The organism is Xanthobacter sp. BG11Y11_SDJG, from assembly GCF_057364445.1.
The window spans coordinates 1-23,164 of record NZ_JBNFNU010000027.1; the positions used below are offsets into that span (position 1 = coordinate 1).

The window sequence follows — 23,164 nt, forward strand, 5'->3', positions numbered from 1 at the left end:
CCAGCAGGCCGCCGGCGATGCCGGTGGGCGGGCGTCGCCACCGCGCCGAGAAACCCGGCGAAGGTGAAGAGCCGGCCCCGCACCGCCTGCGCCGCGCCGTAGCCGGCCAGAAACGCCTCGCGGGAGACCATGCCGGTCGCCACCGTCTCGGCGTCGAGCAGCGGCAGCACCACGTGGCCGCCGCCGAACACCAGGGCGCCGGCGCGGTAGAAGCCGTCGATGAGGCGCAGCGCCCCGTCCCCGCTCGCGGCCAGCAGCGGCAGCACCGCCAGCAGGACGAAGAACAGCGCCAGCGCGCCGATCGCGAGGCGGCGCGACACGGCGAGGACCGCAAGCTCGGTCTCCTCCCGGGGCACCTGCGGCTGGAGAAACTGCGCGCCGGCGAGCGCGCCGAAGGCGATGGCGCCGAGCTGGCCGGCCATACCCCCCGAGCCCGAGCGCGAGCGCGGCGCCGGCAAGGGCGATGGTCTGGGTGCGCTTTTTTCGGGGGCAGAGGCTTTGCGGCCATGCCCAGCACCGCCTGGGCCACCACCGCGGCGGCCGCCGCCTTCAGGCCGGCGAGCCAGCCGCCCGAGAGGTCCGCGCCCAGCATGGAAAAGCCGAGGCCGAACGCCACCATGGCCACCGCCGACGGCAGGGTGAAGCCGAGAAAGGCGGCGAGCAGACCCAGCAGGCCGGCGCGCATGAGGCCGACCCCCATGCCCACCTGGCTCGACGCGGGGCCGGGCAGGAACTGGCACAGCGCCACGAGGTCCGCATAGGCATGGTCGGAAAGCCACCGGCGCCGCTGCACCAGTTCCTCGCGGAAATAGCCGAGATGGGCGATCGGCCCGCCGAAGGAGGTCAATCCCAGCCTCAGGAACACGGCGAACACCTCGCCCGCCCCGCCCGCACTCCCCTGCTCGCCCGTTCGCGCCATTGCCCGCCCCGCCGCTTGTGGCCGAGACCCTATGGCACATTCCGGCCGAAGGCGCAGCGGTGCCGACGGACGGCGCGCGGCGTCCGCTGCCCAAGCGGACCGCGGCGTACGACCGCTGCGGACCCCGCTTAGGCCTCGTCGCGCAAGAGGCGGCGGATGACCTTGCCGGTGGTGGTCATGGGCAACTCGTCCACGAAGGCGATCTCGCGCGGATATTCGTAGGCGGCGAGCTGGGTGCGCACGAAGGCCTGGATGTCGGCCACCATCGCCTCCCCCGGCGCGAAGCCGGGGCGCAGCACCAGGAACGCCTTGACGATCTCGGTGCGCAGCGCGTCGGGCTTGCCCACCGCGGCGGCGATCTGCACCGCGGGGTGGCGCAGCAGCACGTCCTCGATCTCCGCCGGGCCGATGCGGTAGCCGGCCGAGGTGATGATGTCGTCGTCGCGGCCGAGGAAGTGGAAATAGCCGTCCTCGTCTTTGCGCGCGAGATCGCCGGTGAGCAGCCACTCGCCGAGATACTTGGCGCTCGTGGCCTCGGGCTTGTTCCAGTAGTTGAGGAACATCACCGGGTCTGGCCGACGCACGGCGATCTGGCCCATGACGCCCGGCGGGCAAGGATTGCCGTCGTCGTCGATGACCGCCACCTCGTGGCCCGGCACCGCCTTGCCGGTGGCGCCGGCGCGGGCGACGCCGAGGGCGGCGTTGGAGCCGATGACATAGTTGCATTCGGTCTGGCCGTAGAACTCGTTCACGGCGACGCCGAGCGCCGCACGGCCCCAGGCGAAGGTCTCCGCGCCCAAAGCCTCGCCGGCGGTTCCGACCGTGCGCAGGTCGAAGCCGAAGCGCTCCTTGGGGCGCTCGACCGCCCGCATCATCTTGAGCGCGGTGGGCGGAATGAACACGTTGCGCACCCGCGCCTCGGCCAGAAGCGCGAACGCCGCCTCCGGGTCGAACCGGCCCTTGGGCTGCACCACCACCGGCACGCCATGGGCGAGCGCGGGGAGGACGGTGTTGAGCAGGCCGCCGGCCCAGGCCCAGTCCGAGGGCGTCCACATGCGGTCCCCCGGACGGGGAAAGAAATCGTGGGTGAAGCTCACCCCGCTCACGTGCGGCAGCAGCACGCGGTGGCCGTGGAGCGCGCCCTTGGGCTGGCCGGTGGTGCCGGAGGTGTAGATCATCAGCGCCGGGTCGTCCGGATCGGTCTCCACCGGCAGCGGCCGGTCGCTCGCCGCGTCCACCAGCGCGGCGAAGCCCTCCGCCCCCGGGCGCGGGCCGTCGACGCAGACCACGAGGCCGAGCCCGTCCGGCCGATCGACGAGCTTGGCGAGGCCCTCGTCATCGGTGATGAGCGCGCGGGCGCCGGAATCCTGAAGCCGGTAGGCGATCGCCTCGAAGCCGAAGGCGCCCGCCAGCGGCACGGCGATGGCGCCGAGCTTGTAGACCGCGAAATGGCTCGCCAGCACCTCAACCGATTGCGGCAGCAGGATCGCGACGCGGTCGCCGGAGCCGATGCCCTTCGCCGCCAGGGCATGCGCGAGGCGGTTGGAGAGCGCGGCCAGCGCGCCGTAGCTGATCGGGCGCCAGGCGCCCGCCTCCCGGCGGAACACGGCCGGACGCGTGGGCGCACGCGCCGCCCAGCCGTCGCAGGCATGGTGCGCCATGTTGTAGCGCTCGGGCACGCGCCAGCGGAACGCGCGCACGAGCCCTTCATAGTCGGCGATGTGCGGCAGCATTCAGATACCAACCCGCTATCAGACGGCCGGCAGGCTATCGCCGCCGCGCCCGCGGTCCACGGGGACTGTTTGCCGGCGCGCGGCCGCTCAGCGCGCCGGCGTGTCGGGATCGGCCAGGATCAGCGCCCAGAACACCTTGTATTTCGAGCCCGGCGCATTGGCGGTGGCGATCCCCATGCGGGTCATCCCCGGCGCCAGCATGTTCTTGTTGTGGGAGGGGGAATCGCGCCAGCCGGAGAATGCCTCGGCCAGCGTATGGTAGCCCGCGCCGACATTCTCCACCGCACCGCGCGCGTCATAGCCGGATGCCTTCATGCGCGCGATGAAGTCGCGCCCGCCCACCGCGTGGTCCAGCTTGTCGGCCCGCGCCATGGCATTGGCCTGGTCCTGGGCGAGCTTGTTCAGGGCCGGATCGACGGTCACCGCCGGCAGGCCCCGCGCCGTGCGGTAGTCCGAGAGCAGCGAGGCCGCCGCCGCCGCGTCCACCGGCCTCCCGGTCTGGGCGAGGTTCACGTAGAAGGCCGGCTGGGACAGGTCCTCGGTGGTGCCGCAGCCCGCAAGGGCGAGCGCGAAGGCGAGGGACAGGCCGGCGAGATGGGCGCGCATGGCGGGTTCCGAAGGCAAGACCTGGAAAAGGCACCAGGGCAGCCATCTGGCGCCGCCCGGGTTGAGGAAGGGTTAGCGCCCTACGCTTCGGGCGGGTCGCGCTCCGGCGGCGCCGGCGGTGGCACGCTGCCGAGCGCCGCCCAAGGCTGGGAGGCCATGACGATGCCGGCCTTGCGGAAGCGCGAGAGCAATTGGAAGTGCAGGTCGCTCTTGACCGTCAGGCCGTAATCCACGTTCGCCACCACGCAGCGCAGCTCGAACACCATGCCGGCATCGACGAACTTCGCCAGGAACACCCGCGGCGGCGGCTTCTGCAGCACCTGCGGATGGTCGCAGGCGCAGGAGACCAGGATGTCGCGCACCTCCTCCGGATCGGCATCGAAGGTCACGTTGACGGTGACGATGATGCGCCCGGAGGTGTTGGAGTGCGTCCAGTTCTTCACCATGCCGGTGATGAGGTCGGTGTTCGGCACGATGACGGTGGCGCGCTCGAAGGTCTCGATCTCCGTGGAGCGCACGGAGATGCGGCGCACATAGCCCTCCTCGCCCTTCACGTTGATGGTGTCGCCCACCCGGATCGGCCGCTCGGCGAGCAGGATCAGGCCGGAGACGAAGTTCGAGACGATGGACTGCAGGCCGAAGCCGATACCCACCGAGAGCGCGCCGGCGACGATGGCGATCCTCTCCAGGTTGATGCCCAGCTCGCCCACCGACAGCATGATCGCGACGATCACGCCCACATAGCCGAGGATGGTGGCGATGGAGGATTGCAGCGAGGGCTCCAGCCCGGTGCGCGGCAGGATCGCGGTGGAGACCCAGCGCTGGAGACCGCGCGCCAGCACGAGGCCCACCAGCAGCAGCCCCACCGCCGAGAGCACGCTCCACAGCGTGATGGTGGTGCTGCCGATGCGCACCCCGAATGTCACGCGCTCCACCGTGTCCATCACGTCGGCGGTGGAGGTGCCCCAGCTGCCGGCGATCAGGAACGCCGCCACCACGAACAGCAGCAGCTTGAGCAGGCCGGCGAGAACGACGCCGATGAGTTCCAGGCTCTCGGGCTTGAGGCCCAGCGTCAGGGACAGGGTGCGCGAGCGGTGGGTCCCGCGGGCGAGGCCTTCGGTGAAGAAGGCGTCGATCAGGCTGTAGAGCACATAAAGCCCGCCGAGCACGGCCGCCGCAATGACGAGGCGGGCGGCGACGAAGGCGGCGAAGCTCACATAGCCCGCCACCAGCGCGCCGATCAGGCTCGCCACCACGATCCAGACCAGGAAGCGCACCCAGGCGAGCCGCGCGGCGCCGGCCGTCTCGACGGCGCCGTCCGGCGGCGCCCCTCGGCCGCGGGGACGGCGTCGGCCTCGTCCTTGCCGAGATTGATCAGGAAACGGGCGATGAAGGCGCCGATCAGGAGCGCCATCACCGCGCTCGTCACCACCGTCAGGCCCACGGGCGCGAACAAGGCGCGGTGCGTCGCATTGAGGAATGCGGCGATGGCAAGCGCCCACACGGCGAACGAGAAATAGCGGAAGGCGATGCCGGCGGCGCGGTCGCTGAGGCTGGGCAGTCGGCGCCACGGCTCGCCCGGCGCGAGCAAAGCGCGGGCAATGCCGTTGCCGAGCGCCTTGATGACGATCGCCACCGTGAGGCCGCGGATCACTTCCTCGGCGCGCGGCGGGATCACGTCGAAGCCGTTGGCGAACGCCACCGCCGCGAGCATCGCGAGCGGCGCCACCAGCGCTTCCAGGCAGAACACCTTGATGGCTTCGCGCGCGGCCCTCAGGCGCGGCAGCTTTTCGCCCGCGGGTGGCGGCGGCCTGCGCAGGCGCCGGCGGGCGAAGCGGCCGAGCGCCACCACGAGCGCGGCGATGGCGAAGGCGCCGAACGCGATGCCGATGACGGCGAGGTGGCCCTGGCGCTGGGTGGCGTAGCCGGCCCAGTCGCTGGCGAGAAACGTGAGGGCGCGCCACTCGATCGTGAGCCCGGAGAAGGCGCTGGTCCACAGGGAAGGATCGAGCACCGAGACCGAGCGCTCGAACAATTGCCCCGTGAAGAGGGCCCGGCGCCGGCCGGCAATGCGCTCGGCGATTTCATCGGCGCGGCCGACCAGAGCCCGGTTTTGCTTCAGCGCGGCGTCGAGCTCGGCGGACAGGCGCTGCAGGCGCTCGCGGTCGGCGCTCGCGGTGGGCTCCTCGGGGGCGGCGCCCTCGGCAGGCTTGGGGCCGAGTTCCTCGAGCCGCGACTTGGCGGCGGCGAGGCGCGGGGCGATCTCCTCCGAGCGCGCGATCAGATCGCGCCGCGCCGGATCGAGCCGCTTGCGCAACTCGTCGAGGTCGGAGCTGCGTAGGCCCTCCACCAGAAGCGACGCCTCCAGGGCATCGAGAACCGCGCGGCCCGCCTCCATCTTCTCGCGCGCCGCCAGCACGCCGGGATCCGGCGGCGGCGCGACCTTCTTCGGTGCTGCCACAGCGGGCGCGGCACCCGCGCCCGGCGCCTGACCCTGATCGCCGGCCGGCGTCGGCGCGCTCGGGGCCGGAGCCTGTCCCTGCACCGAAGCGGCGGACTGGGCACGGGCACCGGGCGGCGCCACGGACAAAGCGAGGAACAGGGCGGCGGCCAGCATCGCCGCGGGCTTCAGAAGGCGCATCAATCGGGTCTCCGGGCGGCGTTCCTGTCGCCCGAAGGCGGCATCCTCATGGCGGCGCGGCGCAAAAGCGGCCGCCGCGACCGCGGCCGTCTCTGATTTTGCTGGCGTCCACAGGCCGGTTGCCGCTAATTCGGCCGCGTGAGCCGGGCACACCGGCCGTCTTCCGCAAGGTCAGAAGCCGGCATCGCCGCCGGGGCGCGGCGATCGGCGGCCCCGAAGGACGAGGATGCTCTTGATGTTGCCCGGCACCGCCGTCAAGCCCGATCTGCCGTTCGATCCCACCGACCCCGTGGCGCTCGCCCGCGCGCTGATCCGCGCGCCGTCGGTGACCCCGGACGCCGAGCCCGCCATGGCGCTGGTCGCGCAGATCCTCGCGGCCGCGGGATACCATGTGGAGCGGCTCGATTTCGCCGACCACGGACCGCGCATCGCCAACCTCTACGCCCGCATCGGCACCGACGGGCCGAACCTGTGCTTCGCCGGCCATGTGGACGTGGTGCCGCCGGGCGATGCCGCCGAATGGCGCCATGGCCCGTTCTCGGGGGAGGTCGCCGACGGCATCCTCTACGGCCGCGGCGCGGTGGACATGAAGGGGGCGGTCGCGGCCTCGATCGCCGCCGCCTTGCGCTTCGGCAAGCCGGCGGCGGGATCGCTCTCCTTCCTCATCACCGGCGACGAGGAAGGCCCCGCGCTCGACGGAACGGTGCGGGTGGTGGAGGCGCTGAAGGCGCGCGGCGAGAAGGTCGATGCCTGCATCCTCGGCGAGCCGACCAACCCGGCCGCCCTGGGCGACGCCTTCAAGATCGGCCGGCGCGGCTCGCTGTCCGGCATCCTCACGGTGGAGGGCAAGCAGGGGCACGTCGCCTATCCGCACCTCGCCGACAATCCCATCCCCCGCCTCCTGAGCCTGCTCGCCGCGCTCACCGCCGCGCCGCTCGACGAGGGATCCGAATTCTTCCCGCCCTCGAACCTCGAACTGGTCTCGGTGGACGTGGGCAATCCGGTGTTCAACCTCATCCCCGCCAAGGCGGAAGCGCGCTTCAACGTGCGCTTCAACGACCATTTCACGCTGGCGAGCCTCGAAGCGGAGATCCGCCGCCGGCTCGACGCCACGGGCCTGTCGCACCACCTCGTCATCCAGCCAGGGGCGAGCCAGAGCTTCCGCACCGAGCCCGGCGCGTTCGTCGACATGGTGCGCGCGGCGGTCGCGGCGGTGACGGGGCGGGAGCCGGAGGCCTCCACGTCCGGCGGCACTTCGGATGCGCGCTTCATCAAGGACCTGTGCCCGGTGATCGAGTTCGGCCTCGTGGGCCGCACCATGCACCAGGTGGACGAGGCGAGCCCGGTCGACGACATCGTCGCGCTCACCGCCATCTATGAGCGCATCATCCAGAGCTTTTTCACCCGCTGACGCCGGGACTTTGCGAGCAACCTCATGATCGAGAACGAGATGTCGAGCCGCCTGACGGTCGGGGACCGCGAGATCGCGGTGCGCACCGTGCCGGGGCACGCACCCGGCGTGCTGTGGCTCGGCGGATTCAAGTCGGACATGACCGGCACCAAGGCCGAGCATCTGGCCCGCTGGGCGGCGGCGCGCGGCACCGGCTATGTGCGGTTCGACTATTCCGGCCACGGCGCATCGAGCGGGCGGTTCGAGGACGGCACCATCTCGCGCTGGCTCGCCGAATCGCTTGCGGTGTTCGAGGCGACTTCCGGCCCGCAGGTGCTGGTGGGCTCCTCCATGGGCGGCTGGATGGCGCTGCTGCTGGCGCGCGCGCTGGCGGCGCGGGGCGAGACGCGGCTCGCGGCGCTGGTGCTCATCGCGCCGGCGCCGGACTTTACGGAAACCCTGATGTGGGACCGCTTCCCGCCGCCGGTGCGCCAGCTGATCGAGACCTCGGGCCGGTTCCTGAAGCCCTCGCTCTACGGCGAGGAGCCCTACGTCATCACCCGCGACCTGATCGAGGATGGCCGGCGCCATCTGCTGCTCGGCGCGCCGTTCGCGGTCGGCTGCCCGGTGCGCATCCTCCAGGGCGCCATGGACGAGGACGTGCCGTGGGAGCACGCCATGCGCCTCGTCTCGTGCCTGGCCGAGGATGACGTGGTGTTCGCGCTGGTGAAGGACGGCGACCACCGGCTCTCGCGCCCGGAAGACCTGGAGCGGCTCACCGCGGCGCTGGAGGAGTTCGTCTGACGGCGCAGCGGCCTCAGGCTCGCGCCATGCGGCCCGCAAAGGCGGGCATGCGGGCGATCAGCCAGCGGTAGGGGACCAGGAACACGCCCACCATGGCGAGCTTCACCAGATAGTCCACCACGGCCCAGTTGGTCCACGGCAGGTCGGTTCCGGCGAAGGCGAGGGAAAAGAAGATCGCCGTGTCGAGCGCCGAGGAGACCACGCCCGAGGCCAGCGGCGGCAGCCACCAGGCCCTGGCCCGCAGCCGGTCGAACACGGTGGCGTCGAGCAGCTGGGCGGCAAGGAACGCGCTGCCCGAGGCGAGCGCGATGCGCGGCGTCGCGAAATAGGCCGAAAGCACCACCGCGAGCGCGAAGCCGGCATAGATCACGCGGCGCGTCTTGGCGAGGCCGAGACGCCGGTTCGACAGGTCGTTCACCAGGAAGGTGAAGGGATAGGTGAAGGCGCCGAAGGTGAGCCAGTCCTGAAGCCCGAACGGCGTGAAGGGGTGCTGCACCAATATGTTGGCGGCGAGCACCGTGGCGCACATGGCAAAAACCGCGAGCGCGAACGCCCGCGGTTCGGATGTCAGCAGCATGGCACGTCTCCGGGCGCCGGCCGCAGCCGGCGCGGCCTCAGGCCGCGGACGCGGCCTCGGCCGACGCAGCCGAATGGGCCTTGGCGATCTGGCGCTTCAGCTCCAGAGCGCGCGGGGAGAGGTCCTCGTCGCGGGCCTTCTTGAGGAAGGCGTCGAGGCCGCCGCGATGATCCACGCTCTTGAGCGCATTGGCGCTGACGCGGAAGCGCACGGAACGCTTCAGGGTCTCGCTCTCGAGCGTGACGTTGCACAGGTTCGGCAGGAACCGGCGCTTGGTCTTGCGGTTCGAGTGGCTCACGAGGTTGCCAGTCAGAACCGCCTTGCCGGTCAGGTCGCACCGCCGGGACATGGCGAAAGTCCTTTGTTCTTCGTGTCACGCGGGGAACGCCATCGGGGCCAGGCGACCCTCGTGCACTCACCCGCTCTATCGGGAAGCGGCTCCTATAGGGGGAGAGGGGGGCTCAAGTCAAGGTGCGGCATCGGCGCGAGCGGACCCGGAGCGACCGACCACGCTGCGCTTGGCCCGCGGCCGGGCCCCTGCGCCTCAGGCGTTCACGCCGCCATCCACGGTGAATCCCGCGCCGGTGATCTGCCGGCCCTCGGGACCGGCGAGGAACGCCACCATGGCGGCGATGTCGTCCGGGGTCCCGAACTGCTTGATCGCCATGCCGGACAGCATCACGTCGCGGTTCGGGCCGTCGGCGGGGTTCATGTCCGTGTCGGTGGCGCCGGGATGGACCACGTTGACGGTGATGCCGCGCGGCCCGAGGTCCCGCGCGAGGCCCTTGGTGAGGGCGATCTGCGCCGACTTGGTCATGGAATAGAGGGAGATGCCCGGCATCGTCACCCGTTCGGCAAGGCAGCTTCCCATGTTGATGATGCGCCCGCCGTCCGACATCAGGGGGATGGCGGCGCGCGTGGCCAGAACCACGCCGCGGACGTTGACGTTCAAGAGCGCGTCGATGTCGTCGAGGCTCATCTCCTCCAGCGCGCCGCCGCGGGCGATGCCGGCATTGTTGACCAGGATGTCGAGGCCGCCGAGCGCCGTCGCGGCGTCAACAACGGCCGCCTGCGCCGCGGCCGGGTCGGCGCTGTCTGCCTGGATCGCGAACGCCTTTCGGCCGAGGGCCTCGATCTCCTTCACCACCGCCGCCGCGCGGTCGGCCGAGCGCTCATAGGTGATGGCGACGTCCGCGCCCTCCGCGGCCAGCCGCCGGGCGATGGCCGCGCCGATGCCGCGGCTGGCGCCTGTGACCAGCGCCGTTCTGCCTTCGAGTTTCATGGATGCTCCTGTGCGCCGAACCGGCGGCTTATTTATGTAATGATCACTACGTAAATTGGTTTACAGGAGCGCGTCAAGCGATTATTTTAGCAGTCGATACACAAAATGATCGAGGAGGCTTCCCCCTTTGGCACCCCGAGGACGCCCCCGCGCCTTCGACCGCGAGAAGGCGCTCGATGCGGCGACGGAGCTGTTCTGGCGGCAGGGCTACAGCGCCACCTCCATGGCCGACCTGTGCGCCGCCATGGGCATCAACGCGCCGAGCCTCTATGCCGCCTTCGGCAGCAAGGAGGAGCTGTACGCGGCGGCCATCGCCCACTTCTCGCGCACCGCTTCGCCGGCCATCTGGGGCGGCCTCGATGCCGCGCCCACCGCCTACGCCGCCATCGAGGGCATGCTTCTCGGCTCGGCGCGGACCCTGCCCGGCATCGGCCATCCGCCCGGCTGCATGGTCACGCTGTCGGCCGTCGGACAGGAATGCGGCGGGCGCCTCGGATCGCTGGTGGCGGACGCCCGGCAGGAGAGCGTGCACCTGCTGTCGCAGCGGCTGGAGCGCGCGATCGCTGCGGGCGAGCTGCCCGCAAGCCTCGATGTGGCGGCCATCGCCCGCTTCTACACCTGCGTCCAGCAGGGCATGTCGATCCAGGCCCGCGACGGCGCGGGTTTCGCAGAGCTGGAGGCGGTTGCGCGCGCCGCTCTCGCCGCCTGGCCCGCGCTCACCGGCCCCGGCCGCCCCTCCCGCACCGGCAGGGGGGAAACGGGAGAGCCGATGAAGTCCGGGCGGCCTGTCGGCACCCCGAAATCCCTGCTATGTCTGCATGCCAAGGCCAAGCTTGATCCGTTGACGGGAGCCGGCGGGCGTTGGGATGGGAGGGGCGTCATGAAGATCGGCAACGGGCTGCTGGCTACCGTTCTGGCGATGGCGGCGCTGTTCTGCGCGAGCGAGGCGCGCGCGCAGGGCAAGTTCATCGTCAACCAGCTCTCGGGCAAGTGCATCGACGTGTCCGGCGCGCCCGGCATCAAGAACGGCGCCCCGATCATCCTCTATGCGTGTGAATTCTCCGGTCGGAACCCCAACGGCTCGCCCACCGACCAGCAGTGGGAAATCCTGCCCCAGGGCTTCATCCGCAACACGCTGTCCAAGGGGTGCATCGACGTGCCCGGCGCGCCCGGCACCAAGGCCGGCACGCCCCTCATCCTCTATGATTGCGAGCTTTCGGGCAGAAATCCCAACGGATCGCAGACCGACCAGCAATGGCAGCTGACGCGGGAAGGGATGATCCGCCACAAGCTGTCCGGCCTGTGCATCGACGTGGCCGGCAATCCCGGCTCCGCCAATGGTGCACGCCTCCAGCTTGCGCAATGCGAGGTCGCCGGTGGCCCGTCCGATCAGTATTGGAGCCTGAAATAGCGCCGGCCCGCCCCCTTACCCCGCCAGCAGCGCGCCGCGCGCCCGCTGCGCCGCCTCGACGATGAAGTCCGCCGCCACCCGGATGCGCGCCAGTTCCCGGGTGTCGGGGTGGGTGAGCAGCCAGAAGGTGCGCGTCAGCTTCACCTCGTCGTGCAGCACCGGGACGAGGTCGTCCGGCCCGTCGCCCAAAAACTGGTCGGCGATGAAGCAGTGCATGACGCACACGCCCGCCCCGGCCCGCGTCGCCATCAGCTGCGCGGCGACGCCGGAGCTCTTTAGCCGCACGCGGATGTCCTTGGACACCAGCGGCACGTAGTTCAGTTTGGGATCGTAGATGAGGTCGTCCACGTAGCCGATGAAGTCGTGGCTGGCGAGCGCGGCGCGGCTCTCGATCGGCCCGTGGCGGTCGAGATAGGCGCGCGAGGCATAGAGCTTGAGGCTGTAGTCGGCGAGCTTGCGGGCGTGCACCCGCCCTTCCTTCGGCCGGCTCACGGTGATGGCGATGTCCGCCTCGCGCTTCGATAGCGAGAACACCCGCGGCATCGGCAGCAATTGGATCTCCAGGTCCGGATGGCGGGCGGCGAGGGCGCCGATGCGCGGCGCGAGGAAATAGCTGCCGAAGCCGTCCGGGGCGCCGATCCGGACCGTCCCCGAGACGCCCCGGTCGGAACCCGCGATCTGGCCCTGCGCGCCCAAGGCGATGCTCTCCATCGCCTCGGCCGAGGCCAGCAGCCGCTCGCCCGCGGCGGTCAGCGCGTAGCCCGCCGGGAGGCGGTCGAACAGCGTGGCGCCCAGCGCCGCCTCCAGCGCGCCGATGCGGCGCGACACGGTGGAATGCTCCACCTTGAGCCGCGAGGCCGCCACCGTGAGCCGCCCGGCCCGCGCCACGGCCAGGAAGAAGCGCAGGTCCGACCACTCGAAATCCGACGCGCGCACCGGCCCGCCTCCTCGATTCTCGCACAGCGAAGGTGCAGAAATTGCCGTAGATGTGCACAAAAGGATAGGGCATTGTGCCGGTCAAGAACGCTGCCGCCAAAGGCATTCAGGCTGCGGCAGCCGGAAACGCTTTTCCCAGGAAGGACATCGCATCATGCGCGAAATCGGCCATTTCATCGGCGGCAAGCACGTGCCGGGCACGTCCGGCCGCCATGCGGACGTGTGGCAGCCCATGACCGGCGAGGTGATCGCCCACGTGGCGCTCGCCTCCAAGGACGAGATGGCCGCGGCGGTGGCCAACGCCAAGGCGGCCCAGCCCGCCTGGGCCGCCACCAACCCGCAGCGCCGCGCCCGCGTGCTGATGAAGTTCCTGGAGCTGGTGCACCGCGACTACGACGCGCTCGCCGAGCTGCTCGCCCGCGAGCACGGCAAGACCGTTCCCGACGCCCGCGGCGACATCCAGCGCGGCCTCGAGGTCATCGAGTTCGCCATCGGCATCCCGCACCTCCTGAAGGGCGAGTACACCGACGGCGCCGGCCCGGGCATCGACATCTATTCCATGCGCCAGCCTTTGGGCGTGGTGGCCGGCATCACGCCGTTCAACTTCCCGGCCATGATCCCCATGTGGAAGTTCGGCCCCGCCATCGCCTGCGGCAACGCCTTCATCCTCAAGCCGTCCGAGCGCGATCCGGGCGTGCCCATGCACCTCGCCGAGCTGATGCTGGAGGCCGGCCTGCCGCCCGGCATCCTCAATGTGGTGAACGGCGACAAGGAGGCGGTGGACGCCATCCTCGACGATCCGGACATCCAGGCCGTGGGCTTCGTGGGCTCGTCCGCCATCGCCCAGTACATCTATGCCCGCGGCGCGGCGAACGGGAAGCGGGTTCAGGGCTTCGGCGGCGCCAAGAACCACATGATCATCATGCCCGACGCGGACATGGACCAGGCGGTGGACGCCCTGATCGGCGCCGGCTACGGCTCCGCCGGCGAGCGCTGCATGGCGATCTCGGTGGCGGTGCCGGTGGGCGAGAAGGCCGCCGAGGCGCTCATGGACAAGCTCGTCCCGCGCGTCGAGAACCTGAAGATCGGCCCCTCCACGGACGGCTCCGCCGATTTCGGCCCCCTCGTCACCCGCGAGGCGGTGGACCGCGTGAAGGGCTATGTGGACCTCGGCATCCAGGAAGGCGCCAAGCTCGTGGTGGACGGCCGCGGCTTCAAGATGCAGGGCTACGAGAACGGCTTCTACATGGGCGGCTGCCTGTTCGACCATGTGACCGCCGACATGCGCATCTACAAGGAGGAGATCTTCGGACCGGTCCTCTCCGTGGTGCGCGCGCCGGAGTACAAGGAAGCCCTGCGCCTCGCCAACGACCATGAATACGGCAACGGCGTCGCCATCTTCACCCGCGACGGCGACGCGGCGCGCGACTTCGCCTCCAAGGTCCAGGTGGGCATGGTGGGCGTCAACGTGCCGATCCCGGTGCCGCTCGCCTACCACACCTTCGGCGGCTGGAAGCGCTCCGGCTTCGGCGACCTGAACCAGCACGGCCCGGACGGCGTGCGCTTCTACACCAAGACCAAGACCGTCACCTCCCGCTGGCCCTCGGGCATCAAGGACGGCGCGGACTTCGTCATCCCCACCATGGGCTGACGCGGCGCGCCGCACGGGGCCAGACTTGCCTTTGCGAGATCGTGCTATCATTTTGATAGCACGATCTTCGGCAGGAGCGGGCCATGGCCCAGATATTGGTGCGCAACATTCCCGACGAGACTCTCAACGTCTACCGGGAGCGGGCGAAGCGGAACGGCATCTCGCTGGAGCAGGAGATCCGCAACCTGCTGGAGCAGAACCGGCCGTATACGCCGGAGGAGCGGGTGGCTTTCTCCCGCTACATGAGATCGCAGACCAAGAAGAACTCGCCGCCTCTGACCCTCGATGAAATCCGCGAGGGCCTCGAATGAGGGATCGCTTCGTCATCGACGCCAGCGTCGTGGTGAAATGGTTCATCGAGGAAGAGGGGTCGGAGCGGGCCGAACAATTGCTCGACGCGCGCGTGGACCTGTACGCGCCGCGCATCCTGTTGGGGGAGGTCGCCAATGCCCTCTGGAAATCCGTCCGCCGTGGAGAGGTGCCGATGCCGCTGGCGGAGGAGGCTCTGCGCCGACTGCCGCGGACCATCCGCTTCCTGTTCGACACCGACGACATTCTGACGGACGTCCTGCAGATGGCTGTCGCCCTGGACCACCCCATCTACGCCTGCCTCTACGTGGCGGGGGCGCGCCGGCGCGAGCTTTCCCTCGTCACCGCCGACGCTCGCCTCATCCGCAAATTCTCCGCCTCGCCCTACGCCTCCACCATCCTCCCTCTCTCCGAATGGCGCGCCTGACATGTTCACGCTGAACGAAGACCAGATCGCCATCCGCGACATGGCGCGCGATTTCGCCAATGAGCAGCTCGCGCCCTATGCCGTGGAATGGGACGAGAAGAAGCACTTTTCCGAAGGATGCCCTGCGCGCCGCCGCGGCGCTCGGAATGGGCGGCATCTATGTGCGCGAGGAGGTGGGCGGCTCGGGCCTGTCGCGGCTCGACGCGGCGCTGATCTTTGAGCAGCTCGCCACCGCCTGCCCCGGCACCTCGGCCTATCTCTCCATCCACAACATGTCGACCTGGATGATCGACCGCTTCGGCGACGACGACCAGCGCAGGAAGTGGGTGCCGAAGCTCGCCGCCATGGAGCATTTCGCCTCCTACTGCCTCACCGAGCCGGCGGCCGGCTCGGACGCGGCGGCGCTCAAGACCAAGGCGGTGCGCGACGGCGACCATTATGTGGTAGACGGCCAGAAGCAGTTCATCTCCGGCGCCGGCGAGAGCGACATCTACGTGGTGATGGTGCGCACCGGCGGCGAGGGGCCGAAGGGCATCTCCACCTTGGTGATCGAGGCAGGCACGCCCGGCCTCTCCTTCGGCGCCAATGAAAAGAAGATGGGCTGGAACGTGCAGCCCACCCGCGCCGTGATCTTCGAGGGCCTGCGCGTGCCGGTCGAAAACCGCATCGGGGACGAGGGCGAGGGCTTCAAGATCGCCATGGCCGGACTCGACGGCGGCCGGCTCAATATCGGCGCCTGCTCGCTGGGGGGGGCGCAGGCGGCGCTGGAGAAGACGCTGTCCTACATGCGCGAGCGCAAGGCGTTCGGCCGGCGGCTCGACGAATTCCAGGCGCTGCAGTTCCGCCTCGCCGACATGGCGATCGAGCTGGAAGCCGCGCGCACCTTCCTGTGGCGCGCCGCCGCGGCGCTCGACGCCAAGGCGCCCGACGCCACCCAGCTGTGCGCCATGGCGAAGCGCGTCGCCACCGACCGCGGCTTCGAGGTGGCCAACGAGGCGCTCCAATTGCACGGCGGCTACGGCTACCTGGCCGACTACGGCATCGAGAAGATCGTGCGCGATCTCAGGGTTCACCAGATCCTCGAAGGCACCAACGAGATCATGCGCCTCATCGTCTCCCGCGCGCTGATCGCGCAGGGGAATTAGAGGCGCCGAAAGCGGACCGTCATCCCCCGCCTTGTGCGGGGGATCCACCCTGCGGCCAGGCTGGCGCCTTCGGCCTTGCGTGCGGACAAGTGACCCGGTGGATGCCCCGGACGAGCCGGGGCATGACGGCGGGGAAAAGATCGAGCGGGGGCCGCACTGGCGGCGCCCTTTTGGGGAAGGAACCATCATGGCCACCATCGCATTCATCGGCCTCGGCAACATGGGCGGGCCCATGGCGTCGAACCTCATCAAGGCGGGGCACGAGGTGATCGGCTTCGATCTCTCCGCCGCCGCCATCGACGGCGCCAAGGCGCGCGGCATCGCCGTCGCGCCGGGGGCGAAGGAGGCGGTGGCGCGGGCGGACGTGGTGGTGACCAGTGCTGCCCTCCGGCAAGCACGTGGTGGGCGCCACCGGCGGGCCGGACGGCCTGTTCGCCGCCGCCAAGCCGGGGGCGCTGTTCATCGACAGCTCCACCATCGACGTCGCCTCGGCCCGCGCCTTCCACGAGGCGGCGCAGGCCTCCGGCCATCCGAGCGTGGATGCCCCGGTCTCCGGCGGCGTCGGCGGGGCGGAAGCCGCCACCCTGACCTTCATGGTGGGCGGCACGGACGAAGCGTTCGGCGCGGCGAAGCCGCTGCTGGAGGCGATGGGCAAGAAGATCGTGCATTGCGGCGGCGCCGGCGCGGGCCAGGCGGCGAAGATCTGCAACAACATGATCCTCGGCATCTCGATGATCGCGGTGTCGGAAGCGTTCGTGCTGGGCGAGAAACTCGGCCTCTCGCACCAGGCGCTCTATGACGTCGCCTCCACCTCGTCGGGCCAGTGCTGGTCGCTCACCACCTATTGCCCGGTGCCCGGCCCGGTGCCCACCAGCCCCGCCAACCGCGACTACGTGCCGGGCTTCGCCGCGGCGCTGATGCTGAAGGACCTGAAACTCTCCCAGGAAGCGGCCGACACAGCGGGCGCCGCCACCGCGCTCGGCGCGGCGGCCACCGCCCTCTACACGGCGTTCGCCGCCGAGGGGAACGAGGGCAAGGACTTCTCCGGCATCATCGAATGGGTGCGCACCCGCACCGACGAGACCTGAGCGGGTCCCGCGGCGCCGCCGCCCTCACGCGGGCGGCGGGCCGAAGCGGTTCTCGCGTGGCTGCGACGGCTGGACCCAGAAATACAGCAGCACGAAGAAGCCGATGAGCGTGATGAGCAGCAGCTGCCACCAGCCGGTGCGATCGATGTCATGCAGGCGCCGCGCGCCGACCGCGAGGTTCGGCAGGATGAGGGCGAGCGTCAGCAGCCCGTGAAGGATCTCTCCGACCGTGTCGGAGATGGCGTAACCCACCAGTGCCACCGCCGCCGAGACCAGGAAGTTGAACAGATAGAACCACCAGAACTCGCTGCGCGAGGCACGCCCGGTGAAGGTGGCGTACTGGCGAAAGCAGCTGCCGATCGATTCCTGGAACGTCATCGCCCCCTCCCCGCGCCGCTTTGGCGGCGCCAGCCTGCGGCCGCGCGCTGCGGGGCCGCCGCATCCAAGGTTAGAGCGCGCGGCGGGCGAAGAGAAGCCGCCCGCCGCCCCTCGCCCACAGGGCGCTGGCGCGCGGGCCTGGAGGCGGCGCCGTGCGCGGTCAGATCTGGCGCTCGACCATCATCTTCTTGATTTCGGCGATGGCCTTGGCCGGGTTGAGGCTCTTCGGGCACGCCTGGGCGCAGTTCATGATGGTGTGGCAGCGATAGAGCCGGAAGGGGTCTTCCAGATAATCGAGCCGCGTGCCGGCGCGCTCGTCGCGGCTGTCCTTCAGCCAGCGGGTCGCCTGGAGCAGGGCCGCCGGGCCGAGATAGCGGTCGCCGTTCCACCAATAGCTCGGGCAGGAGGTGGAGCAGCAGGCGCACAGGATGCACTCATAGAGGCCGTCGAGCTTCTCGCGGTCCTCCTTCGACTGGCGCCACTCCTTCTCGGGGGCGGCGGTGTCGGTCTGCAGCCACGGCTCGATGGAGGCGTGCTGGGCGTAGAAGCGGGTGAGGTCCGGCACGAGGTCCTTCACCACCGGCATGTGCGGCAGCGGATAGACCGTGACCGCGCCCTTCACCAGCACCTCGTCCATGCCCTTGGTGCAGGCCAAGGTGTTGGTGCCGCCGATGTTCATGGCGCACGAGCCGCACACGCCCTCGCGGCAGGAGCGGCGGAAGGTCAGCGTCGGGTCGATCTTGTTCTTGATGTAGATCAGGCCGTCCAGAACCATCGGCCCGCAGTCCTCGCGGTCCACGTAATACGTGTCCATGCGCGGGTTGCGGCCGTCGTCCGGGTTCCAGCGGTAGATGCGGAACTCGGTGAGCGTCTTGGCGCTCGCCGGCTTCGGCCACACCTTGCCGGCGGTGACCTGGGAGTTCTTCGGAAGGGTGAGCTCAACCATGGCACGTCCTGAATCGCTGGAGCGGTAACCGCCCGCAGGAATGGGCCGCGGCCGCGCCCCTGCGCGGCCGCGTCGGCAAGGGCCTCAGTACACGCGCTTCTTCGGCTCAATGTACTGGATGTCGTTCGACAGCGTATAAGTGTGCACCGGCCGGTCATCGAGGCGCACCGCGCCGGACTGCGGGTCGAAGTACGACAGCGTGTGCTTCATCCAGTTGTGGTCGTCGCGCTCGGGGAAGTCCTCTCGCGCATGGGCGCCGCGGCTTTCCTGGCGGTTGGCCGCGCTCTCCATGGTGACGATCGCCTGCGAGATCAGGTTGTCGAACTCCAGGGTCTCGATCAGGTCGGAGTTCCACACCAGCGAGCGGTCGGTGACGCCGATGTCGCTCGCGCCCTTATAGACGTCGTGGATGAGCTTGCGGCCCTCCTCCAGCACCTCGCCGGTGCGGAAGACGGCGCAGTTGTTCTGCATCACCTTCTGCATGGAGAGGCGCAGCTCCGCGGTGGGGGTCGAGCCGGAGGCGTGGCGGAAGTGGTCGAGGCGGCCGAGCGCGAGGTCGGCGCTGTTCTCGGGAAGCGGGCGGTGCTTCTCGCCGGGCTTCACAAGTTCGGCGGCGCGCAGGCCGGCGGCGCGGCCGAACACCACGAGGTCGATCAGCGAGTTGGAGCCGAGGCGGTTGGCGCCGTGCACGGAGACGCAGGCCGCCTCGCCGATGGCCATGAGGCCGGGCACCACGGTGTCCGGGTCGCCGGAGCGCTTGTCCAGCACCTCGCCGTGATAGTTCGTGGGGATGCCGCCCATGTTGTAGTGCACGGTCGGGATCACCGGGATCGGCTCGCGCGTCACGTCCACGCCGGCGAAGATCTTCGCGCTCTCCGAGATGCCCGGCAGGCGCTCGTGGAGGATGGCGGGGTCGAGATGGTCGAGATGCAGGAAGATGTGGTCGTTGTTCTTGCCGACGCCGCGGCCCTCGCGGATCTCCATGGTCATGGAGCGCGAGACCACGTCGCGGGAGGCGAGGTCCTTGGCCGAGGGGGCGTAGCGCTCCATGAAGCGCTCGCCCTCGGAATTGGTGAGGTAGCCGCCCTCGCCGCGCGAGCCCTCGGTGATGAGGCAGCCCGAGCCGTAGATGCCGGTGGGGTGGAACTGCACGAACTCCATGTCCTGCAGAGGCAGGCCGGCGCGCAGCACCATGCCGCCGCCGTCGCCGGTGCAGGTATGGGCCGAGGTGGCGGAGAAGTAGGCGCGGCCGTAGCCGCCGGTGGCGAGCACGGTGAGGTGCGCGCGGAAGCGGTGGATGGTGCCGTCGTCCATCTTGATGGCGACGACGCCGCGGCAGCGGCCGTCCTCATCCATGATCAGGTCGATGGCGAAGTATTCGATGAAGAACTCGGCCGAGTGCTTCAGCGCCGCCCCATAGAGGGTGTGCAGCATGGCGTGGCCGGTGCGGTCGGCGGCGGCGCAGGTGCGCTGCGCGGTGCCCTTGCCGAAATGGGTCGTCATGCCGCCGAACGGGCGCTGGTAGATCTTGCCGTCCTCGGTGCGCGAGAACGGCACGCCCCAGTGCTCCAGCTCGTACACCGCGGCCGGCGCGTTGCGCACCAGATACTCGATGGCGTCCTGGTCGCCCAGCCAGTCCGACCCCTTCACGGTGTCGTACATGTGCCATTCCCACTTGTCCTCGCCCATGTTGGCGAGCGAGGCGGCGACGCCGCCCTGGGCCGCCACGGTGTGGGAGCGGGTGGGGAACACCTTGGTGATGCAGGCGGTGCGCAGCCCCGCCTCGGAGCAGCCCACCACCGCGCGCAGGCCGGCGCCGCCGGCGCCGACGACCAGCACGTCATAGGTGTGATCGGTGATGGGATAGGCGGCGCCGTTCACCGCGGGAGCGGCTGAGCCGTTGGTTGCCGTGTCGGCCATGCTCAGCCTCCCACGCTGATCTTGATGATGGCGAACGCGCCCGCGAGGGCGATCGCCGTGGTGAAGAAGGTGTTGGCGACGATGAGCAGCACCTTGGTGCTCTCGGTGTGGACATAGTCCTCGATCACCACCTGCATGCCGAGGCGCATGTGGATCGACACCGACAGCAGCAGCAGCAGCAGGATCACCGCCACCAGCGGGTTGCCGATCAGCGCGCGCGCCTCGTCATAGGTCGCGCCGGCGAGGCTGATGACGATGACGATGAAGGCGATGGCCAGGATCAGGTTGGCGAGCGCCGTCACCCGCTGGAGGAAGAAGTGCTCGGTGCCCGAATGGGCGGAGCCGAGGCCGCGCACGCGGCCGAGGGGGGTGCGCATGGGGGTATGGCCGGAACTGCTCATCTGCGTTCTCCTCAACCCTTCAGCGCGAAGCCGACGATCCACAGCAGCACGGTGAGCACCACCGAGCCGGCGAGCGTCGCCTTGGCGAGCAGCACGCGCTCGTTCGGGCCGAAGCCGTGGATGAAGTCCCAGATGAAGTGGCGGATGCCGCCGAGCGCGTGGTGCAGCAGCGCCCAGGTGAAGCCGAACAGCACCAGCAGGCCGATGGGCGAGCCGGCGAGCCCCATGAAGGTGTCGTAGGCGCCCGGCGAGGTGGCGGTGGCGATCAGCCACCAGACCAGGAGGACCGTGCCGAAATAGAGGCCCACACCGGTGATGCGATGCACAATGGACATCATCATCGTGAACAGAGGCCGGTAGATCTGCAGGTGCGGCGAGAGCGGGCGCTCGACCCGGGGCGGGCTGTCGGCCATGGGGGCCTCCTTCAAAATTGGACGATCAGGTATCTCAATCGTGACCAGTTCGCAACGATTCCAAAGCACGCAGGGCTCGTTTATGCCCCCGGGAGCGGCTCGGCAATTGGCTATACGTTGCAGCAGCCCCAATGGCGCACGCGCGCATTGCTGCATTGCCGCTGAATGGGAGGCGGCGCAAACGAAAAACGCGGCGCCGGAGAATCCGACGCCGCGTGAAGGAAGAACCCGAAAGATCGGATCAGAAGCGGTAGGTCACGCCCGTGCCGAAGATCCAGGGATTGAGCTGGGCCGTTCCGGTGAGATACGTGCCGCCCACGGTGACGGAGAAGTCGGGTTCCAGGAAGAGCTTCTTCACGTCGAAGTTGATGCCCCAGTGCTTGTCGATCATCCAGTCGAAGCCGGCCTGCAGCGCCCAGCCGAAGCTGTCGTGCACGTCGAGCTGCGTCACCGCCGGGTTCGAGGTGCTCTGGCTGAAGAAGGCGGTGTAGTTGATGCCGGCGCCGATATAGGGCTTGAAGGGGCCGAAATCGGTGAAGTGATACTGGAGGGTCAGGGTCGGCGGCAGCAGCCACACCTTGCCGATCTGGCCAAGCGGGGCGAGCGAGCCGCCGCCGTTGATCTCATGGGGCGTGACGCCGAGGATGAGTTCGGCGGCGATGTTCTTCGTGAAGAAGTAGGTGATGTCCAGCTCCGGCACCACCGCGTCCGAATAGGACAGGTCGGAGTTCGCAACGCCGTTCACCCAGCCGCCGCTCTCGGGCATCACATAGAGCGCGCGCACGCGGATCATCCACGGGCTCTGCGGCTCGGCCACAGGCGCCTTGTACACCGGCGTCGACATATCCGCCGCAACCGCTCCGCCCGCGGTGAGGGCCAGCAGCCCCGCAGCAAGCGCAAACCCCATACCGAATCTGGCCATGGCCCGACCCCCGATTTTGTAAATTTTCAATGCGCGGACTGTTTCATCCCGGGGGCGTGCGGGAATTTGATTCAGATCAATTTCTCCACGGTCGCGCCCGACATGTGGCGATGCGGCAACAGGTCCGCCGCAGCGGCGCCGCATTCCCGTCGCATGCCTCGCAGGCTCCGGGCGGCGCCAATCTCATGCAGTGCAAGGATTTGATGTGATGCGGCGTGTGCTGAGGGAGATCGCCGAGGCGCTCCGGAGCGGTCTTGAGGCGGCGGCCCTGCGTCAAAGTCGCCCTGGCGCCCCCCGCGCCATCGCGGCCTCCGGCCTGCCCGTTGTGCTCGTTCTGTTCACCCTGTGCGGCGGCGCGGCGGCGGGAGAGCTGCAGGAACACCGCATGAGCGTGGTGGGCGAGGACCGCCGCTATCTGATGGTGACTCCCGATTCGCTCGCCGCCCAGCCGCCCGGGCCGCGGCCGGTGCTGATCGCGCTGCACGGCGCCATGCAGACGCCGGAGAGCTTCCGCGCCTATGCCGGCCTGGATGCCGCCGCAGACGCCAATGGTTTCGTGGTCGTCTATCCGGAGGGCGAGGGGAAGGTGTGGAACGACGGCCGCCCCGCCGCCATGCGCCTCAAGCTGATGCTGCGTCCGGGCGACGACGAGGCCTTCCTCATGGCCCTGGTCCACAAGCTGGTAACGGACGGGGTGGCCGATCCCGCGCGCATCTACCTCGCCGGCATCTCCAACGGCGGCTTCATGGTGCAGAAGATGGCCTGCGAGCGGTCGGGACTGTTCGCGGCCTATGTGGCGATCATGGCCACGGCGCCGGCCAATTACCGCGAGGAGTGCCGTCCGGCGCGGGCGGTGCCGATCCTGTTCATCCACGGCACGGCGGATGCGGTGATCGCCTATGACGGCTTCTGGACCCCCATCGGCGCCACCCTCTCCGCCCCCGACAGCGCGGCGCTCTATGCCCGGCTGGACGGCTGCACGGGCCATGAGCAGCGCACCCTGCCCGACCTCGACCTCTATGACGGCACGCGGGTGGTGGAGCGGCGCTGGCCGTCCTGCCGAGACGGAGCGGTGGTGGCGCTGATGAGCGTGGAGCGCGGCGGCCACCAGTCGCCGGCGCGGGTGGACACGCGGCCCGACCTCGCGACGCCCTTCCTCGGCCTGCGCAGCCGCGACATCGATGCCGGAGAGGAGATCTGGCGCTTCGTGTCGGCCTTCGCGCTGCCGGAGGCGGGCAAGCCCGCGGCAGCGGGCAAGCCGCCGG

General features: G+C 69.7%; 22 protein-coding genes and 3 pseudogenes. 9 read left to right on the plus strand and 16 right to left on the minus strand.

Going from position 1 to position 23,164, the window contains the following annotated elements; translation table 11 throughout:
- The 6 genes and pseudogenes from AC2W7M_RS04755 to AC2W7M_RS04780 form a co-directional block, all read right to left on the minus strand.
- The coding region (locus AC2W7M_RS04755) for a chromate transporter (RefSeq protein WP_486130459.1) at window positions 1-422 on the minus strand (422 nt) is incomplete at its 3' end.
- Between the two features lie 134 nt (window positions 423-556).
- Window positions 557-919, minus strand: a pseudogene (locus AC2W7M_RS04760) (chromate transporter); the annotation flags it as partial.
- A gap of 128 nt (window positions 920-1,047) precedes the next feature.
- Window positions 1,048-2,652 (minus strand): AMP-binding protein, encoded by a 1,605-nt coding sequence (locus tag AC2W7M_RS04765; protein WP_486130461.1) that lies wholly within the window; start codon window positions 2,650-2,652, stop codon window positions 1,048-1,050.
- 87 nt (window positions 2,653-2,739) lie between these two features.
- Window positions 2,740-3,258, minus strand: coding sequence for a CAP domain-containing protein (locus AC2W7M_RS04770; protein ID WP_486130463.1), 519 nt, complete (start codon window positions 3,256-3,258; stop codon window positions 2,740-2,742).
- An 80-nt stretch (window positions 3,259-3,338) separates the two neighbouring features.
- Window positions 3,339-4,535 (minus strand): mechanosensitive ion channel family protein, encoded by a 1,197-nt coding sequence (locus tag AC2W7M_RS04775; protein WP_486130465.1) that lies wholly within the window; start codon window positions 4,533-4,535, stop codon window positions 3,339-3,341.
- The gene (locus AC2W7M_RS04780) at window positions 4,499-5,899 is read right to left on the minus strand and encodes a DUF3772 domain-containing protein (protein ID WP_486130467.1); all 1,401 of its coding nucleotides are present in this window, start codon (window positions 5,897-5,899) and stop codon (window positions 4,499-4,501) included. The genes AC2W7M_RS04775 and AC2W7M_RS04780 overlap by 37 nt, the downstream gene beginning before the upstream one ends.
- A 226-nt stretch (window positions 5,900-6,125) precedes the next feature.
- Here AC2W7M_RS04780 and dapE point away from each other — a divergent pair, with 226 nt between their 5' ends.
- Together dapE and AC2W7M_RS04790 are read left to right on the plus strand one after the other, a co-directional pair.
- Complete coding sequence (gene dapE / locus AC2W7M_RS04785; RefSeq protein ID WP_486130469.1) at window positions 6,126-7,310, plus strand: succinyl-diaminopimelate desuccinylase; 1,185 nt, start codon at window positions 6,126-6,128, stop codon at window positions 7,308-7,310.
- A 24-nt stretch (window positions 7,311-7,334) separates the two neighbouring features.
- Window positions 7,335-8,093 (plus strand): alpha/beta hydrolase, encoded by a 759-nt coding sequence (locus AC2W7M_RS04790; protein WP_486130470.1) that lies wholly within the window; start codon window positions 7,335-7,337, stop codon window positions 8,091-8,093.
- Window positions 8,094-8,106: 13 nt separating this feature from the next.
- Here AC2W7M_RS04790 and AC2W7M_RS04795 read toward each other — a convergent pair whose 3' ends face one another.
- The 3 genes from AC2W7M_RS04795 to AC2W7M_RS04805 all read right to left on the minus strand — a co-directional run bounded on the left by AC2W7M_RS04795 (window position 8,107) and on the right by AC2W7M_RS04805 (window position 9,952).
- Window positions 8,107-8,670 carry a queuosine precursor transporter gene (locus AC2W7M_RS04795; protein ID WP_486130471.1) on the minus strand — a complete coding sequence of 188 codons (564 nt, stop codon included), beginning with the start codon at window positions 8,668-8,670 and terminating at the stop codon, window positions 8,107-8,109.
- Window positions 8,671-8,707: 37 nt separating this feature from the next.
- Window positions 8,708-9,019: a 50S ribosomal protein L28 gene (gene rpmB, locus AC2W7M_RS04800; protein WP_486130473.1), complete on the minus strand. Its 312-nt coding sequence runs from the start codon at window positions 9,017-9,019 to the stop codon at window positions 8,708-8,710.
- Between the two features lie 195 nt (window positions 9,020-9,214).
- Complete coding sequence (locus tag AC2W7M_RS04805; protein ID WP_486130475.1) at window positions 9,215-9,952, minus strand: 3-oxoacyl-ACP reductase family protein; 738 nt, start codon at window positions 9,950-9,952, stop codon at window positions 9,215-9,217.
- 127 nt (window positions 9,953-10,079) lie between these two features.
- Between AC2W7M_RS04805 and AC2W7M_RS04810 the strand changes: the two genes are divergently transcribed.
- Complete coding sequence (locus AC2W7M_RS04810; RefSeq protein WP_486130477.1) at window positions 10,080-11,363, plus strand: ricin-type beta-trefoil lectin domain protein; 1,284 nt, start codon at window positions 10,080-10,082, stop codon at window positions 11,361-11,363.
- A 15-nt stretch (window positions 11,364-11,378) separates the two neighbouring features.
- Here the strand turns inward: AC2W7M_RS04810 and AC2W7M_RS04815 are convergent, their stop codons facing one another.
- Window positions 11,379-12,299, minus strand: coding sequence for a LysR family transcriptional regulator (locus AC2W7M_RS04815; protein WP_486130479.1), 921 nt, complete (start codon window positions 12,297-12,299; stop codon window positions 11,379-11,381).
- 154 nt (window positions 12,300-12,453) lie between these two features.
- Here AC2W7M_RS04815 and AC2W7M_RS04820 point away from each other — a divergent pair, with 154 nt between their 5' ends.
- From AC2W7M_RS04820 to mmsB, 5 genes and pseudogenes are all read left to right on the plus strand, one after another.
- Window positions 12,454-13,950, plus strand: a complete 1,497-nt coding sequence (locus AC2W7M_RS04820) for a CoA-acylating methylmalonate-semialdehyde dehydrogenase (RefSeq protein WP_486130481.1) — start codon at window positions 12,454-12,456, stop codon at window positions 13,948-13,950.
- An 83-nt stretch (window positions 13,951-14,033) separates the two neighbouring features.
- A complete protein-coding gene (locus AC2W7M_RS04825; protein WP_486130483.1) occupies window positions 14,034-14,261 on the plus strand; it encodes a FitA-like ribbon-helix-helix domain-containing protein in 228 nt (75 codons plus the stop codon).
- A complete protein-coding gene (locus AC2W7M_RS04830) occupies window positions 14,258-14,686 on the plus strand; it encodes a type II toxin-antitoxin system VapC family toxin (protein ID WP_486130485.1) in 429 nt (142 codons plus the stop codon). The genes AC2W7M_RS04825 and AC2W7M_RS04830 overlap by 4 nt, the downstream gene beginning before the upstream one ends.
- A gap of 1 nt (window position 14,687) precedes the next feature.
- A pseudogene (locus AC2W7M_RS04835) lies at window positions 14,688-15,831 on the plus strand (isobutyryl-CoA dehydrogenase).
- Between the two features lie 187 nt (window positions 15,832-16,018).
- Window positions 16,019-16,919, plus strand: a pseudogene (gene mmsB, locus AC2W7M_RS04840) (3-hydroxyisobutyrate dehydrogenase).
- A 24-nt stretch (window positions 16,920-16,943) separates the two neighbouring features.
- Here the strand turns inward: mmsB and AC2W7M_RS04845 are convergent.
- The 6 genes from AC2W7M_RS04845 to AC2W7M_RS04870 form a co-directional block, all read right to left on the minus strand.
- The gene (locus AC2W7M_RS04845) at window positions 16,944-17,297 is read right to left on the minus strand and encodes a DUF805 domain-containing protein (RefSeq protein ID WP_486130487.1); all 354 of its coding nucleotides are present in this window, start codon (window positions 17,295-17,297) and stop codon (window positions 16,944-16,946) included.
- A gap of 160 nt (window positions 17,298-17,457) precedes the next feature.
- Window positions 17,458-18,243, minus strand: coding sequence for a succinate dehydrogenase iron-sulfur subunit (locus tag AC2W7M_RS04850; protein WP_394021022.1), 786 nt, complete (start codon window positions 18,241-18,243; stop codon window positions 17,458-17,460).
- Window positions 18,244-18,327: 84 nt separating this feature from the next.
- Window positions 18,328-20,163 (minus strand): succinate dehydrogenase flavoprotein subunit, encoded by a 1,836-nt coding sequence (gene sdhA, locus AC2W7M_RS04855; RefSeq protein ID WP_486130489.1) that lies wholly within the window; start codon window positions 20,161-20,163, stop codon window positions 18,328-18,330.
- Between the two features lie 2 nt (window positions 20,164-20,165).
- Entirely contained in the window at window positions 20,166-20,564 is a 399-nt protein-coding gene (gene sdhD, locus AC2W7M_RS04860; protein WP_486130491.1) for a succinate dehydrogenase, hydrophobic membrane anchor protein, read from the minus strand.
- Between the two features lie 11 nt (window positions 20,565-20,575).
- Window positions 20,576-20,977 (minus strand): succinate dehydrogenase, cytochrome b556 subunit, encoded by a 402-nt coding sequence (gene sdhC / locus AC2W7M_RS04865; protein WP_486130493.1) that lies wholly within the window; start codon window positions 20,975-20,977, stop codon window positions 20,576-20,578.
- Window positions 20,978-21,218: 241 nt separating this feature from the next.
- Window positions 21,219-21,884 (minus strand): OmpW/AlkL family protein, encoded by a 666-nt coding sequence (locus AC2W7M_RS04870; protein WP_486130497.1) that lies wholly within the window; start codon window positions 21,882-21,884, stop codon window positions 21,219-21,221.
- 223 nt (window positions 21,885-22,107) lie between these two features.
- Between AC2W7M_RS04870 and AC2W7M_RS04875 the strand changes: the two genes are divergently transcribed.
- The coding region (locus AC2W7M_RS04875) for a CE1 family esterase (protein ID WP_486130495.1) at window positions 22,108-23,164 on the plus strand (1,057 nt) is incomplete at its 3' end.